Genomic DNA, 16,061 nt, shown 5'->3' with positions numbered 1-16,061 from the left:
TGTTGTTGCTAAGATCTTCGACTAATTCTCCGGAATTACTGAAGACTTCGGAAAAATCTTTGAATAAGATTTGACGAACCAGTAGCAAAAAGGGCATCATTTGATGCCCTTTTTCTGCACTAAAAATAATGTTTGCTGAATTGTTGTACAAGCAGATGTTAAGCAGGATTTTTTGATAGAAGACGGGCTTTTCTATCAATTTAAGAGTGCGTCAGTCCTTGCGACTGTCGTTTTATGGATTTGCCCTGCAACAGCGGGGTTGTCGTCGTCTATATTAAGACTTGTGACAGGTTGGTTTTATGAAAGCAAATAATGCTGAAACTCCTGAGAGCTCAAATGGCGCAGATATCTTTAAGTGGATTGTCACTTTCGTTCTGCTAACTGCCGCTGTTGTGGGTAATTACCTGTATGGTGAAATGTCTGTAGTGATTCGCGCTGCAGGTGTTGTTGTGCTGATTGCTGCTGCACTTGGTGTGGCTGCTACAACAACGAAAGGTAAAGCTGCGATCAGTTTTGCTAAAGAATCTCGTATGGAAGTTCGCAAAGTAGTTTGGCCTACACGCCAAGAAACTATGCAAACAACTCTGATCGTTTTAGCTGTAAGTATTGTAATGGCTCTAGCGCTATGGGGCATTGACGGCATTATGGTTCGTCTTGTTGCTTTAGCGACTGGGGTATAGAGGGTTGTAATTCATGAGTGAAGCTCCTAAAAAACGCTGGTATGTGGTTCAAGCCTTCTCTGGATTTGAAGGTCGTGTAGCCCAGTCTCTTCGCGAGCATATCAAAATGCATGGCATGGAAGAGCTATTTGGTGAAGTTTTAGTCCCAACTGAAGAAGTTGTGGAAATGCGCGCAGGTCAACGTCGTAAATCTGAGCGTAAATTCTTCCCAGGTTACGTCCTTGTTCAGATGATCATGAACGATGAATCATGGCACCTAGTACGCAGTGTGCCGCGTGTCATGGGCTTCATTGGTGGTACCTCTGACCGTCCAGCTCCTATCACTGATAAAGAAGCTGACGCTATTCTCAATCGTCTTGAGAAAGCAAGCGAAGCTCCACGTCCTCGTACTATGTACGAAGCGGGTGAAGTGGTACGTGTTACTGACGGTCCATTTGCTGACTTCAACGGTACTGTTGAAGAAGTGGATTACGAGAAGAGCCGCCTGAAAGTGTCTGTATCGATCTTTGGTCGTGCAACACCAGTTGAGCTTGAATTTGGTCAGGTTGAAAAACTGGACTAAGACTCTTAATTAAAGAGTATAAAAAATCACCTTTTTAGGGTTGTACAAGGCGCGAATTATGACTATAATTTCGCGCCTTTTTACTTCTAGTGAAGTAAAAAGTTTTTTACGTAAACGGGGAGCTGATCGATTGATTAGCGTCTGAACCCAAAACTTAGGAATTATCATGGCTAAGAAAGTTGAAGCTTACATCAAGCTGCAAGTTGCTGCTGGTATGGCGAACCCAAGTCCACCAGTTGGTCCTGCTCTAGGTCAGCACGGTGTTAACATCATGGAATTCTGTAAAGCGTTTAACGCGAAAACAGAATCTATCGAGAAAGGTCTACCGACTCCAGTTGTTATCACTGTTTACAGTGACCGTTCTTTCACGTTCATCACTAAGACTCCACCTGCTGCGACTCTACTATTGAAAGCTGCTGGCGTTAAGTCTGGTTCTGGTCGTCCAAACACTGAAAAAGTGGGTACTGTAACTGACGCTCAAATCCAAGAAATCGCAGAAACTAAAGCTGCTGATATGACTGGTGCTGACATCGAAGCGATGAAACGCTCAATCGCTGGTACTGCTCGTTCAATGGGCCTAGTGGTAGAGGGTTAAGATCATGGCAAAACTAACTAAGCGCATGCGCGTAATCCGCGAAAAAGTTGACGTAACTAAAGAATACGAAATCAACGAAGCTGTAGCTCTTCTTCAAGAACTAGCAACTGCTAAATTCGTTGAGTCTGTAGACGTTGCTGTTAACCTTGGCATCGATGCTCGTAAATCTGACCAGAACGTACGTGGTGCAACTGTACTACCTCACGGTACTGGCCGCGACATCCGCGTTGCAGTGTTCACTCAAGGTGCAAACGCTGAAGCAGCTAAAGAAGCTGGCGCAGACATCGTTGGTATGGAAGATCTTGCTGAGCAAGTGAAGAAAGGCGAAATGAACTTCGACGTAGTTGTTGCTTCTCCAGATGCAATGCGCGTTGTAGGTCAGCTAGGTACTATCCTAGGTCCTCGCGGTCTAATGCCAAACCCTAAAGTTGGTACTGTAACTCCTAACGTTGCTGAAGCGGTTAAGAACGCTAAAGCTGGTCAGGTTCGTTACCGTAACGACAAGAACGGCATCATCCACACTACTATCGGTAAAGCTAACTTCTCTGCAGAGCAGATCAAAGAGAACCTAGAAGCACTTCTAGTTGCTCTTAAGAAAGCTAAGCCATCTTCAGCGAAAGGTACTTTCCTGAAGAAAGTAAGCATCTCTACTACTATGGGTGCTGGTGTTGCTGTTGATCAGGGTAGCCTGAACACTCAAGCATAATATATTTGATTAGGCGTGAAATTAATGTATAATTTCGCGCCTAATATTTGTGGTTGGGGCTGAACTTTGGTTCATTAAATTCGTTAAGAATTTGCTGTGAATTATGACCCAGTCTCCGTCCAAGACCGTAGGTGTCTGAATTTGTTTTACAAGTACAGACTTAATCGTCCTACGTAGATGGTGCCCGAACTGACAGAAAGCTCTATGTAAATAGTTACCTTTCTTCTGGGAAGCACCTCAATAGCTCTCACTGTTGTGATAATAGTGAGTGGTGTAACGACAACCAGGAGTAAATCCAAGATGGCTTTAAACCTTCAAGACAAAAAAGCAATTGTTGCTGAAGTCAACGAAGCTGCCAGTGGTGCACTTTCTGCAGTTGTAGCTGATTCTCGTGGCGTTGAAGTAAGCGCAATGACTTCACTACGTAAGCAAGCTCGTGAAGCTGGCGTTTACGTACGAGTTGTTCGTAACACTCTAATGCGTCGTGCGGTTGAAGGTACTGACTACGAGTGTCTAACTGACACTTTCACTGGTCCTACTCTAATCGCGTTCTCTAACGAGCACCCAGGTGCTGCAGCGCGTCTTTTCAAAGACTTCGCTAAAGAGAACAAAGACTTCGAGATCAAAGCTGCTGCATTTGAAGGCGCGCTAACTGACGCTGAAGTACTAGCGACACTACCAACTTACGACGAAGCAATCGCACGCCTAATGATGTGCATGAAAGAAGCTTCTGCAGGCAAGCTGGTACGTACTATCGCTGCTATCCGCGATCAAAAAGAAGCTGCTTAATAAGCCTTGCTTTTTACTGGTTGCTTAATAAACTTATTGTTGACTTAAAAGAGAATTGTTATGTCTATTACTAACGAGCAAATCCTAGACGCAGTTGCAGAAATGTCTGTAATGCAAGTTGTTGAACTAATTGAAGCAATGGAAGAGAAATTCGGTGTTTCTGCTGCAGCTGCTGTTGTAGCTGGCGGCGCTGCTGGCGGCGAAGCTGCTGCTGAGCAAACTGAATTCGACGTAATCCTAGAATCTGCTGGCGGCAACAAAGTTGCTGTAATCAAAGCAGTACGTGGCGCAACTGGCCTAGGTCTTAAAGAAGCGAAAGCTCTAGTAGACGGCGCTCCTGCACCTCTTAAAGAAGGCGTAGAGAAAGAAGAAGCTGAAGCTCTTAAAGCTCAGCTAGAAGAAGCTGGTGCAAGTGTTACTGTTAAGTAATTATTGCATAGTTTCTTAGCCTAACGGCTAATGGCTGGTGGTTTTTTAACCACCGGCCTTTTTGCGCTGTAGGGCATAGGTGAATTTTCCGCTGTTTAGTCACCTAAGTTCTAGCAAAAAACGTTTCATGACACCTTAATGAAACGTCACTACAGTCAAACAGTTGTTTAGTCACTGTCTCACGCTACCCGAGGCAGTTTGGGTCACTTATCAGCGAGCTGAGGAACCCCATGGTTTACTCTTATACCGAGAAAAAGCGCATCCGTAAGGACTTTGGTACTCGTCCACAAGTTTTGGACATTCCATACCTGCTATCGATCCAGCTCGATTCGTTCGAAAAATTCATCGAACAGGATCCTGAAGGTCAATACGGTCTTGAAGCTGCTTTCCGTTCTGTATTTCCGATTCAGAGCTACAACGGCAATTCCGAGCTGCAATACGTTAGCTACCGTCTTGGTGAGCCAGTTTTTGACGTTAAAGAATGTCAAATTCGCGGCGTAACTTACTCAAAACCACTACGCGTAAAACTACGCCTAGTTATCTTTGATAAAGACGCGCCAGCAGGTACTGTAAAAGACATTAAAGAACAAGAAGTCTACATGGGTGAAATTCCACTCATGACTGACAATGGTACCTTCGTAATCAATGGTACCGAGAGGGTTATCGTATCCCAGCTGCACAGAAGCCCTGGCGTATTCTTCGACAGCGATAAGGGTAAGACCCACTCATCAGGTAAAGTTCTATACAACGCACGTATCATTCCTTACCGTGGTTCATGGCTTGATTTCGAGTTTGATCCTAAGGATAACCTATACGTACGTATCGACCGCCGTCGTAAGCTTCCAGCATCGATCATTCTGCGCGCACTAGGTAAGACGACAGAAGAGATCCTGGATATCTTCTTTGAGAAGATCAACTTCGAAGTGAAAGATCAAACTCTACTTATGGAGTTGGTTCCTGATCGTCTACGCGGTGAAACTGCGTCATTCGACATCGAAGCGAACGGTAAAGTCTACGTTGAAACGGGTCGTCGTGTTACTGCACGTCATATCCGTCAACTTGAGAAAGACGGCATTGACCATATCGAAGTACCAGTTGAGTACATCGTAGGTAAAGTTGCATCTAAAGACTACATCAACGAAGCGACTGGCGAGATCATCGTTGCGGCTAACCAAGAGATCTCTCTTGAAGCACTAGCGAACCTTTCTCAGGCTGGCCACAAAGCTCTAGAAGTTCTATTTACGAACGACCTAGACCACGGTCCATTCATGTCAGAAACACTGCGTATCGACAGCACGGTTGATCGTATTTCTGCACTGGTAGAAATCTACCGCATGATGCGCCCTGGTGAGCCACCAACGAAAGAAGCTGCTGAAGCACTATTCGAAAGCCTATTCTTCTCTGAAGAGCGTTACGATCTATCGACTGTAGGTCGTATGAAGTTCAACAGCTCTATCGAACGTGAAGATGCGCAAGAGCAAGGCACACTTGATGAAACTGATATCATCGAAGTGATGAAGAAGCTTATCGCTATCCGTAACGGCATCGGTGAAGTGGACGATATCGACCACCTAGGTAACCGTCGTATCCGTTCTGTTGGCGAAATGGCAGAAAACCAATTCCGCGTTGGTCTAGTACGTGTTGAACGTGCTGTTAAAGAGCGTCTAAGCCTTGGTGACCTTGATGCAATCATGCCTCAAGACCTAATCAACGCTAAGCCGATCTCTGCTGCGGTTAAAGAATTCTTTGGCTCTTCACAGCTTTCTCAGTTCATGGACCAAAACAACCCGCTTTCAGAAGTAACGCACAAGCGTCGTATTTCTGCATTGGGTCCTGGCGGTCTAACTCGTGAACGTGCTGGCTTCGAAGTACGTGACGTACACGTAACTCACTACGGTCGTCTATGTCCTATCGAAACGCCTGAAGGTCCAAACATCGGTCTGATCAACTCTCTATCTGCGTTTGCGCGTTGTAACGAGTACGGTTTCCTAGAGACTCCATACCGTCGCGTAGTAGATGGCGTAGTAACAGACGAAGTAGATTACCTATCTGCTATTCAAGAAGGTCAGTACGTTATCGCTCAGGCGAACACGGTTCTGACTGAAGAAGGCACATTTGCTGAAGAGCTAATCACAGCTCGTCAGAAAGGTGAATCTGGCCTACACCCACGCGAACATGTTGACTACATGGACGTTGCAACTAACCAGGTTGTATCTATCGCTGCATCGCTTATCCCGTTCCTAGAACACGATGATGCGAACCGTGCATTGATGGGTGCGAACATGCAACGTCAGGCAGTTCCAACTCTGAAAGCTGATAAGCCTCTTGTTGGTACTGGTATCGAACGTAACATCGCGGTTGACTCTGGTGTTACTGCGGTAGCGAAACGTGGTGGTGTAATCCAGTCTGTAGATGCTTCTCGTATCGTTGTTAAAGTAAACGAAGACGAGCTAGTACCAGGTGAAGCTGGTATCGATATCTACAACCTAACTAAATACACTCGTTCTAACCAAAACACGTGTATCAACCAGCGTCCATGTGTGATGCCGGGTGAACCAGTAGCGCGTGGTGACGTTCTTGCTGATGGTCCTTCAACAGACCTTGGTGAGCTAGCGCTTGGTCAGAACATGCGTATCGCGTTCATGCCTTGGAACGGCTACAACTTCGAAGACTCGATCTTAGTATCTGAGCGCGTAGTTCAAGAAGACCGTTTCACGACTATCCACATCCAAGAGCTATCTTGTGTGGCGCGTGATACTAAGCTTGGTGCTGAAGAAATCACAGCTGACATTCCAAACGTAGGTGAGTCTGCTCTGTCTAAACTAGACGAGTCAGGTATCGTTTACATCGGTGCGGAAGTGAAAGGCGGTGACATCCTTGTAGGTAAAGTAACGCCTAAAGGTGAAACTCAGCTAACTCCTGAAGAGAAGCTACTACGTGCAATCTTCGGTGAGAAAGCGTCAGACGTTAAAGACACGTCTCTACGCGTACCAAACTCAGTTTCAGGTACTATCATCGACGTTCAAGTATTTACTCGTGACGGTGTTGAAAAAGACAAACGTGCACTTGAAATCGAACAGATGCAGCTGAAAGAAGCGAAGAAAGACCTTACTGAAGAATTCCAGATTCTTGAGGGTGGCCTTCTAAACCGCGTTAAAGCTGTACTTATCGACGGTGGTTACACTGAAGCGAAACTAGACTCTATCGACCGTAAGAAGTGGTTAGAGCTAACGCTTGAAGATGACGCTCTACAAACTCAGCTTGAGCAACTAGCTGAGCAGTGGGACGAGCTAAAAGCTGACTTCGACAAGAAGTTCGAAACTAAACGTCGCAAGATCACTCAAGGTGATGATCTAGCACCGGGCGTACTGAAGATCGTTAAGGTTTACCTAGCGGTTAAACGTCGCATTCAGCCTGGTGATAAGATGGCGGGTCGTCACGGTAACAAGGGTGTAATCTCTAAGATCAACCCTGTTGAAGACATGCCTTACGATGAAAAAGGTCAGCCTGTTGATATCGTACTGAACCCACTGGGTGTACCTTCGCGTATGAACATCGGTCAGATCCTAGAAGTACACTTAGGTCTGGCAGCGAAAGGTATCGGTGACAAGATCAACCAAATGGTGAAAGAGCAGCAAGAGCTAGCTAAGTTCCGTGACTTCCTACAGAAAGTCTACGACCTTGGTGAAACTCGTCAGAAAGTAGACATTGCGTCACTATCTGATGATGAAGTTCGTACGCTGATCAGCAATCTACGTGGTGGTCTACCGATCGCGACTCCAGTATTTGACGGTGCGAATGAGACATCAATCAAAGAGCTTCTAAAACTAGCAGACCTACCAGAATCTGGTCAGCTAACGCTGTTTGATGGTCGCACAGGTGATGCGTTTGAGCGTCCTGTAACTGTTGGTTACATGTACATGCTGAAACTGAACCACCTTGTTGATGACAAGATGCACGCTCGTTCAACTGGCTCGTACAGCCTAGTAACTCAGCAACCACTTGGTGGTAAAGCTCAGTTCGGTGGTCAGCGTTTCGGTGAGATGGAAGTATGGGCACTAGAAGCATACGGTGCTGCTTACACGCTACAAGAAATGCTAACCGTTAAGTCGGATGACGTTAACGGCCGTACTAAGATGTACAAGAACATCGTAGACGGTAACCACAGCATGGAACCTGGCATGCCAGAATCGTTCAACGTATTGTTGAAAGAGATCCGCTCGCTAGGTATCAACATCGAGCTAGAAGACGAAGAGTAATCCCCACGGGATTATTTGGTTGAAGGTGCTCACTTTTGCGGGTGAGCCCCTTTTAACTCCTTACAGGAGCTGATTGTGAAAGACTTATTAAACTTTCTAAAAGCACAGCATAAGACCGAAGAATTTGATGCAATCAAAATCGGTCTATCTTCACCGGACATGATCCGTTCATGGTCTTTCGGTGAAGTTAAAAAACCTGAAACGATCAACTATCGTACGTTCAAACCTGAACGTGATGGTCTGTTCTGTGCGCGTATCTTTGGTCCAGTTAAAGACTACGAATGTCTTTGTGGCAAATATAAGCGTCTGAAACACCGTGGTGTTATCTGTGAGAAGTGTGGCGTAGAAGTTACACAGACTAAAGTTCGTCGTGACCGCATGGGCCACATCGAGCTTGCTTCACCAGTTGCTCACATCTGGTTCCTAAAATCACTACCGTCTCGTATCGGTCTACTAATGGATATCCCTCTACGTGATATCGAACGTGTTCTTTACTTCGAAATGTACGTAGTCACTGAACCGGGTATGACAGATCTAGAAAAAGGTCAGATGCTAACTGAAGAAGAGTATCTTGATCGCCTAGAAGAGTGGGGTGATGAGTTCACGGCTAAGATGGGTGCGGAAGCAATCAAAGACCTTCTAGGTGCAATGGATCTTCCTGCTGAAATAGAAGAAATGCGTGAAGAGCTTCAGTCTACTAACTCAGAGACTAAGCGTAAGAAAATCACTAAGCGTCTGAAGCTAGTTGAAGCGTTCGTTCAATCTGGTAACAACCCAGAGTGGATGATCCTAACTGTGCTTCCGGTACTTCCGCCAGATCTACGTCCTCTAGTTCCACTAGACGGCGGTCGCTTTGCGACTTCAGACCTGAACGATCTATACCGTCGCGTGATCAACCGTAACAACCGTTTGAAGCGTCTTCTAGAGCTAGCGGCTCCGGACATCATCGTACGTAACGAAAAACGTATGCTGCAAGAGTCTGTTGATGCGCTACTAGATAACGGTCGTCGTGGTCGTGCGATCACAGGTTCGAACAAGCGTCCTCTGAAATCTCTTGCTGATATGATCAAGGGTAAACAAGGTCGTTTCCGTCAGAACCTTCTAGGTAAACGTGTAGACTACTCTGGCCGTTCTGTAATCACAGTAGGTCCATACCTTCGTCTACACCAGTGTGGTCTTCCTAAGAAGATGGCACTTGAGCTATTCAAACCATTCATCTACAGCAAGCTAGAGACTCGTGGTCTTGCGACTACAATCAAAGCGGCTAAGAAAATGGTTGAGCGTGAAGAAGCGGTTGTTTGGGATATCCTAGACGAAGTAATCCGTGAACACCCAGTACTATTGAACCGTGCACCTACACTTCACCGTCTAGGTATCCAGGCGTTCGAACCAGTACTAATCGAAGGTAAAGCGATCCAGCTACACCCACTTGTTTGTGCGGCGTACAACGCGGACTTCGATGGTGACCAAATGGCGGTTCACGTACCTCTAACTCTAGAGGCGCAGCTTGAAGCTCGTACTCTGATGATGTCGACAAACAACATTCTGTCGCCAGCGTCAGGTGATCCGATCATCGTACCTTCTCAGGACGTTGTATTGGGTCTGTACTACATGACTCGTGACAAGATCAACGTGAAAGGTGAAGGCATGTACCTTGCTGGCCCAGAAGAGGCTGAGAAGGCATACCGCACTAAGAGCGCTGAGCTACACGCACGCGTTAAAGTACGTATTACAGAAACAGTTAAAGACGAAGACGGCAACAGCACAACGACGACTGGTATGGTTGATACCACAATCGGTCGTGCAATGTTGTGGCAAATCGTACCAGCAGGCCTGCCTTTCAGCCTAGTGAACCAAAAACTAGGTAAGAAGCAGATCTCTAACCTGTTGAACGAGGCTTACCGTAAGCTTGGTCTTAAAGACACCGTTATCTTCGCTGACCAAATCATGTACACAGGTTTTGCTTACGCGGCACTATCTGGCGTATCGGTTGGTATCGACGATATGGTTGTTCCTGCAGCTAAGTACACTGAAATCGCGGAAGCGGAAGAAGAAGTTCGCGAAATTCAAGAACAGTACCAATCTGGTCTTGTAACTGCGGGCGAACGCTACAACAAAGTGATCGATATTTGGGCATCGACCAACGATCGCGTAGCAAAAGCGATGATGGAAAACCTATCTTCTGAAACGGTTGTTAACCGTGACGGTGAAGAAGAGCAGCAAGAGTCATTCAACAGCATCTACATGATGGCGGACTCGGGCGCTCGTGGTTCTGCAGCACAGATTCGTCAGCTAGCGGGTATGCGTGGTCTGATGGCGCGTCCAGATGGTTCAATCATCGAAACGCCGATCACTGCGAACTTTAAAGAAGGTCTAAACGTACTTCAGTACTTTATCTCAACGCACGGTGCTCGTAAGGGTCTTGCGGATACGGCACTGAAAACAGCGAACTCGGGTTACCTAACTCGTCGTCTAGTAGACGTTGCTCAAGACGTTGTTGTAACTGAACATGACTGTGGCACTCACGAGGGTGTTGACATGATGCCTCATATCGAGGGTGGTGATGTTAAAGTTGCACTGTCTGAGCTAGCTCTAGGTCGTGTAGTTGCTGAAGACGTACTAAAACCTGGTACTGAAGATGTTCTTATTCCACGTAACACCCTGATCGATGAGAAGTGGTGTCAAATCATGGAAGAGAACTCAGTAGACAGTATGCGTGTACGTTCTGTTGTAACGTGTGATTCTGACTTCGGTTGTTGTGCACAGTGTTACGGTCGTGACCTAGCACGTGGTCACCTAGTGAACCAAGGTGAAGCAGTAGGCGTTATCGCTGCTCAGTCTATCGGTGAGCCGGGTACACAGCTTACGATGCGTACGTTCCACATCGGTGGTGCGGCATCAACAGCAGCAGCAGAGAACAGCATTCAAGCGAAGAACAACGGTTCTGTTAAGCTACACAACGCTAAGTTCGTAACAAACAAAGATGGCAAGCTAGTTATCACTTCTCGTGCATCTGAACTAACCATCATCGATGAGTTCGGTCGTACGAAAGAGAAACACAAACTGCCATACGGCTCGCTACTAAGCAAAGGTGACAACGACGCAGTTGCATCTGGCGAAACAGTAGCGAACTGGGAAGCGCACACAATGCCAATCATCACTGAAGTGGCAGGTCGCATCCAGTTTGTAGACATGATCGACGGTGTAACAGTTTCTCGTCAAACAGATGACCTAACAGGTCTATCTTCAAGCGAAGTAACCGACCCAGCAGCTCGTCCTTCAGCAGGTAAAGATATGCGTCCAGCAATCAAACTTGTTGATGAGCAAGGTAACGACGTAATGATCCCTGGTACTGATATGCCAGCTCACTACTTCCTACCTGGTAAAGCGATCGTGAACATCGAAGACGGCGCGGAAGTAGGTGTGGGTGATACTCTTGCTCGTATTCCTCAGAAGTCTGGCGGTAACCGAGATATCACCGGTGGTCTTCCACGCGTAGCTGACCTATTCGAAGCACGTAAGCCGAAAGAGCCTGCAATCCTTGCTGAGCACACAGGTACTGTGAGCTTCGGTAAAGAGACGAAAGGTAAGCGTCGCCTAGTGATCACTCGCGAAGGCGGTGATACGTACGAAGAGATGATTCCTAAGCATCGTCAGCTTAACGTATTCGAAGGCGAGAAAGTTGAACGTGGTGACGTGATCGCAGATGGTCCAGAGTCTCCGCACGACATTCTACGTCTACGTGGCGTACACGCTGTGACGCAATACATCGCGAACGAAGTTCAAGAAGTATACCGTCTGCAAGGCGTTAAGATTAACGATAAGCACATCGAAACTATCGTTCGTCAGATGCTACGTAAGTGTACTATTACTCACGCTGGTGACTCTGAGTTCCTAGCGGGCGAGCAAGTAGAATACGCGAACGTTAAGATTGCTAACCGTCTGCTTGAAGCTGAAGGCAAAGAGCCAGCACGCTTCGAACGTGAGCTACTAGGTATCACCAAAGCCTCGCTAGCAACTGAGTCGTTCATCTCTGCGGCTTCGTTCCAGGAAACAACTCGCGTACTAACAGAAGCTGCGGTTTCTGGTAAACGTGATGAGCTACGTGGTCTGAAAGAAAACGTAATTGTAGGTCGTCTAATCCCTGCAGGTACGGGTTTCGCTTACCACCAAGATCGTCAAGCTAAGCGTGCAGAAGCGCAAGAAGGCCCGTCAGCTGAACAAGCGACGGATAACCTAGCAGCACTTCTAAATGCGGGTTTCTCTTCAGAGGAATAAGCCACTCGGCGAGTAATCGTCCAGATGGATAAAATGACAAAAGGCACCTTCGGGTGCCTTTTTTGTTTTTGAGGGCAATAAAGAAATATTGAATGGGGTGCGGTATTTTGGCGGTTTACCTATGGGTAAATGACCACACCTAGCAATACGGCTCATTAGTTAAAACGAGCCGTTCCATATACAAAGCAGAATAGGCGTTTATGCGCCCGGTGGTACCGCCAGACTATTAGCAATCAACTGAATTAGCTGATCTTCGACTTCAAAACGCGCTTCGATGATTTCACCAATCAATGAGAGGTCGCTATCGAACGTTTCCAAATCATCATCTTCAGGAACATCAGCATAACGGTCAGTAAAGTTAAGCAGTGGTTCGGTCGTGAGTACAATTTGTGCGTAAGTTTGGTTAATTTCGTCGGTCGCTTCAAAGCCAGTGGAACGCCACTTATCCATCACCATATCGTAAATTTTGAAATGACCTTCAGAAATGTAGTCGACAACGTGCTGACAGAAAATTTGAAGTTCGTCGGGAGTGGGAAGAGTAGAAACCGCTGACTTGGTTGAGCAAGGCTGAAGCGCAGCCAACTTGCAGTACTCAACGATTAAAGATTGTCGGGTTTCTAACCAATGATCGATGACTTCACTAGAGCCACCCCACTGTTCTTGAGTTCGTTTGAATTTATTTAGCATGACCATGCCCTCATGATCGGATCACACTCCGGTGATCATTACGCCCTGCCTTGGCAAAGCTGTCCTAGAGATACAACCTCTTGTCCTTACTAGAATTTATAGCCAGAAAATTGCTTCACTACAAACTCTGGTATGAATTTAGATTGCCAGTAAAATGGATTAACTGCAAGCAAAGAGGAAGGGTAATGTTAAAGAATAGTGACACAAACCGTACGGAAGATGCTTATTGGTGTGTCGTGTCAGGAAGTGAAATCTGGCTGGTGGATCATCAACTGCCTTGCGGTGCAGCTCAGCAATATTCGCTACCTGAAGAGAAGGCGATTTTAATTGGTGAATACCAACAAAGTCCCGTGTACTGGCTGAATGCTGTGGATGTGGAACAAGACCTCGAGTTGGTTTCACTAAGAGATTGCCTGGCATTTCCGGAGCCGCTCTTTTTGCTGATGAGCAAAGCGATACAGTTTGGTCATATGACACAATCTATGCGCTTTTGCCCGCTGTGTGGTGGCCGAAACCACTTCAATCATAATCAGCTTGCCATGCAGTGCGGTGACTGCCGAACGCTGCATTACCCAAGGATTTTCCCTTGTATCATCGTTGCGGTACGCAAAGACAACGAAATTCTTTTGGCACAGCATCCAAGACACAGAAATGGTATGTATACCGTGATCGCTGGATTTCTTGAAGTTGGTGAAACCTTGGAGCAGTGCGTTGCGCGTGAAGTTAAAGAAGAAACCGGTATCGAGGTAAAAAATATCCGTTATTTTGGTAGCCAGCCGTGGGCGTTTCCGTCGAGTATGATGATGGGCTTTCTCGCCGAGTACCAATCCGGGGTGCTAAAACCAGATTACAGCGAGTTAAGTGACGCACGTTGGTTTAATGTCAAAGAGATGCCGCCAGTAGCACCAGTTGGTACCATCGCACGTGCGTTGATTGAGCAGACGCTAGCCGAAATTAAAGATATAGATATCTGAAAATTAAGCAAAAAAAACCCTCCGAGAGGGAGGGGGTAAGTAAGATGTCGTTATGAGATGCTGAACACTTGAGTGTTCAGTTTATAATTGTAGTTTTCGCTAGCACACAAATTTTTAACACCCTTATGGGGTGGGTGCAAATTAAGCTCTGATTTTATAGTTAATAACTTGATCTAGGGCGCAAAGCACACAGCTTTTGCGAGGCAAACGGTGTTAGAATATTGGCCACAAAAAAGTGAGTCTATTGAATCGGAAGAACAGAATGACAGTATTAAAAAATGATCGCTATCTGCGTGCATTATTAAAAGAACCTGTAGATTACACGCCAGTATGGATGATGCGTCAGGCAGGTCGATACCTACCAGAATATAAAGCGACTCGTGCAGAAGCGGGCGATTTCATGTCGCTGTGTAAAAATGCAGAGTTAGCGTCTGAAGTGACACTTCAACCACTGCGTCGTTTTCCACTTGATGCCGCGATCCTTTTCTCTGACATTCTAACCATCCCTGATGCAATGGGGCTTGGTCTACGTTTCGCAGCAGGTGAAGGTCCTGTATTTGATAACCCAATCACCTGTAAGGCTGACGTTGATAAGATTGGTCTGCCAGATCCAGAAGGTGAACTGCAATACGTGATGAACGCCGTACGCCAGATCCGCAAAGATCTTAAAGGTGAAGTCCCTCTGATTGGCTTCTCTGGTAGTCCATGGACACTGGCGACTTACATGGTTGAAGGTGGTAGCTCGAAAGCGTTCACTAAGATCAAGAAGATGATGTACGCAGAACCGCAAACGCTACACGCACTTTTAGACAAACTGGCAGACAGCGTCATCGAGTACCTAAACGCGCAAATCAAAGCTGGTGCGCAATCTGTGATGGTATTTGACACTTGGGGTGGCGTATTGACTCCGCGTGACTACAACCTGTTCTCACTGCAGTACATGCACAAGATTGTGGATGGTCTGATTCGTGAAAACGAAGGTCGTCGCGTACCCGTAACGCTATTCACTAAGAATGGTGGCATGTGGTTAGAGCAAATCGCAGCGACAGGCTGTGATGCCGTCGGCCTAGATTGGACGATTAACATCGCTGATGCTAAAGCACGTATTGGCGACAAAGTGGCGCTGCAAGGTAACATGGACCCATCGATGCTTTACGCACAACCTGAACGTATCCGTGAAGAAGTGGCGATTATCCTGGAAGGGTTTGGTGACGCTGGCACTGGTCACGTATTCAACCTTGGTCACGGTATCCACCTAGATGTACCGCCAGAAAACGCGGGTGTCTTTGTTGATGCGGTGCACGAGCTATCTAAGCCGTACCACAAATAACTAAGCAATATAATGAAAGCGCCTGATATGACCAGGCGCTTTTTTGTTTCAGGTTACACTAACACGCTATACTGATAATAATCGTGGAAGAGGATACGGAAAATTAATGAAGACACGCGATAAAATAGTGCTGGCGGCATTAGAACTTTTTAACACTCACGGTGAAAGGAATATCACCACAAACCATATTGCAGCGCATATCGATATCAGTCCTGGCAACCTTTATTATCATTTTCGAAATAAGCAAGAAATCGTGAGAGAGATATTCTCACTTTACTCAAACGAGCTGCTTGAGCGTTTTACGCCGATTCAAGGTCAGCAAGAGAGTTTGGTGTTACTAAAACACTACTTGGATTCGATCTTCACCTTAATGTGGAAATACCGTTTTTTTTACGCCAATTTGCCTGAAATTCTACAACGTGACGATCACTTGCACGAAGATTACATCCAAGTGCAGGAAAAGCTGCAAGGCAACTTAATCAACATTATGCGCGCGTTTGTCGAGCTTGAGCTACTAGACGTTAAAGAAGACGAGATGAAATCGTTGGTCACGACGTTGCACCTGATTGCGTCAAGTTGGCTGGGGTATCAGTCGGCGATGTCGCAGAAGACTCAAGTTACCGAGCAGGTCATTTATCAAGGTATGTTGCAAATGATCGCAGTGGTCAAACCAAAGGCGACAGAGCAAGGACTCGAACAGTTACAACTATTAGAAGATGGCGTTAAAGCAATTCATGCTTAGTCATAACTAATTCAAATTGTTTGTTTTATT

12 protein-coding genes are annotated in these 16,061 nt (G+C 46.2%); 11 read left to right on the top strand and 1 reads right to left on the bottom strand.

The genetic code is table 11. The features are described from left to right. The first annotated feature begins 299 nt into the window (after positions 1–299). The 8 genes from secE to rpoC all read left to right on the top strand — a co-directional run bounded on the left by secE (position 300) and on the right by rpoC (position 12,298). Entirely contained in the window at positions 300–680 is a 381-nt protein-coding gene (gene secE, locus AKJ31_RS20850) for a preprotein translocase subunit SecE (RefSeq protein ID WP_053410956.1), read from the top strand. A 13-nt stretch (positions 681–693) separates the two neighbouring features. Then, positions 694–1,242: a transcription termination/antitermination protein NusG gene (gene nusG / locus AKJ31_RS20845; protein WP_053397181.1), complete on the top strand. Its 549-nt coding sequence runs from the start codon at positions 694–696 to the stop codon at positions 1,240–1,242. 166 nt (positions 1,243–1,408) lie between these two features. Continuing rightward, entirely contained in the window at positions 1,409–1,837 is a 429-nt protein-coding gene (rplK, locus tag AKJ31_RS20840; protein WP_053410955.1) for a 50S ribosomal protein L11, read from the top strand. Between the two features lie 4 nt (positions 1,838–1,841). Beyond that, positions 1,842–2,543 (top strand): 50S ribosomal protein L1, encoded by a 702-nt coding sequence (gene rplA / locus AKJ31_RS20835; RefSeq protein ID WP_053410954.1) that lies wholly within the window; start codon positions 1,842–1,844, stop codon positions 2,541–2,543. Positions 2,544–2,843: 300 nt separating this feature from the next. Beyond that, a complete protein-coding gene (gene rplJ / locus AKJ31_RS20830; protein WP_053410953.1) occupies positions 2,844–3,332 on the top strand; it encodes a 50S ribosomal protein L10 in 489 nt (162 codons plus the stop codon). A 60-nt stretch (positions 3,333–3,392) separates the two neighbouring features. Beyond that, positions 3,393–3,761 carry a 50S ribosomal protein L7/L12 gene (gene rplL / locus AKJ31_RS20825; RefSeq protein ID WP_053410952.1) on the top strand — a complete coding sequence of 123 codons (369 nt, stop codon included), beginning with the start codon at positions 3,393–3,395 and terminating at the stop codon, positions 3,759–3,761. Positions 3,762–3,991: 230 nt separating this feature from the next. Beyond that, positions 3,992–8,020, top strand: coding sequence for a DNA-directed RNA polymerase subunit beta (gene rpoB, locus AKJ31_RS20820; protein WP_053410951.1), 4,029 nt, complete (start codon positions 3,992–3,994; stop codon positions 8,018–8,020). Positions 8,021–8,095: 75 nt separating this feature from the next. Next, the gene (gene rpoC, locus AKJ31_RS20815; protein WP_053410950.1) at positions 8,096–12,298 is read left to right on the top strand and encodes a DNA-directed RNA polymerase subunit beta'; all 4,203 of its coding nucleotides are present in this window, start codon (positions 8,096–8,098) and stop codon (positions 12,296–12,298) included. Between the two features lie 198 nt (positions 12,299–12,496). On the opposite strand, the gene AKJ31_RS20810 is transcribed toward rpoC, so the two are convergent. Further along, entirely contained in the window at positions 12,497–12,991 is a 495-nt protein-coding gene (locus tag AKJ31_RS20810; RefSeq protein WP_053410949.1) for an Rsd/AlgQ family anti-sigma factor, read from the bottom strand. 179 nt (positions 12,992–13,170) lie between these two features. Here AKJ31_RS20810 and nudC point away from each other — a divergent pair, with 179 nt between their 5' ends. The 3 genes from nudC to AKJ31_RS20795 all read left to right on the top strand — a co-directional run bounded on the left by nudC (position 13,171) and on the right by AKJ31_RS20795 (position 16,031). Beyond that, positions 13,171–13,959 (top strand): NAD(+) diphosphatase, encoded by a 789-nt coding sequence (gene nudC / locus AKJ31_RS20805; protein ID WP_053410948.1) that lies wholly within the window; start codon positions 13,171–13,173, stop codon positions 13,957–13,959. A 262-nt stretch (positions 13,960–14,221) separates the two neighbouring features. Further along, the gene (gene hemE, locus AKJ31_RS20800) at positions 14,222–15,289 is read left to right on the top strand and encodes a uroporphyrinogen decarboxylase (RefSeq protein WP_053410947.1); all 1,068 of its coding nucleotides are present in this window, start codon (positions 14,222–14,224) and stop codon (positions 15,287–15,289) included. Positions 15,290–15,395: 106 nt separating this feature from the next. Next, entirely contained in the window at positions 15,396–16,031 is a 636-nt protein-coding gene (locus tag AKJ31_RS20795) for a TetR/AcrR family transcriptional regulator (protein WP_053410946.1), read from the top strand. Positions 16,032–16,061: the final 30 nt, after the last annotated feature.

Source organism: Vibrio hepatarius (genome assembly GCF_001274785.1).
Classification (GTDB): Bacteria; Pseudomonadota; Gammaproteobacteria; order Enterobacterales; family Vibrionaceae; genus Vibrio; species Vibrio hepatarius.
The sequence above is the reverse complement of the archived record's forward strand: the minus strand, read 5'-3'. Positions and strand labels throughout refer to the sequence as shown.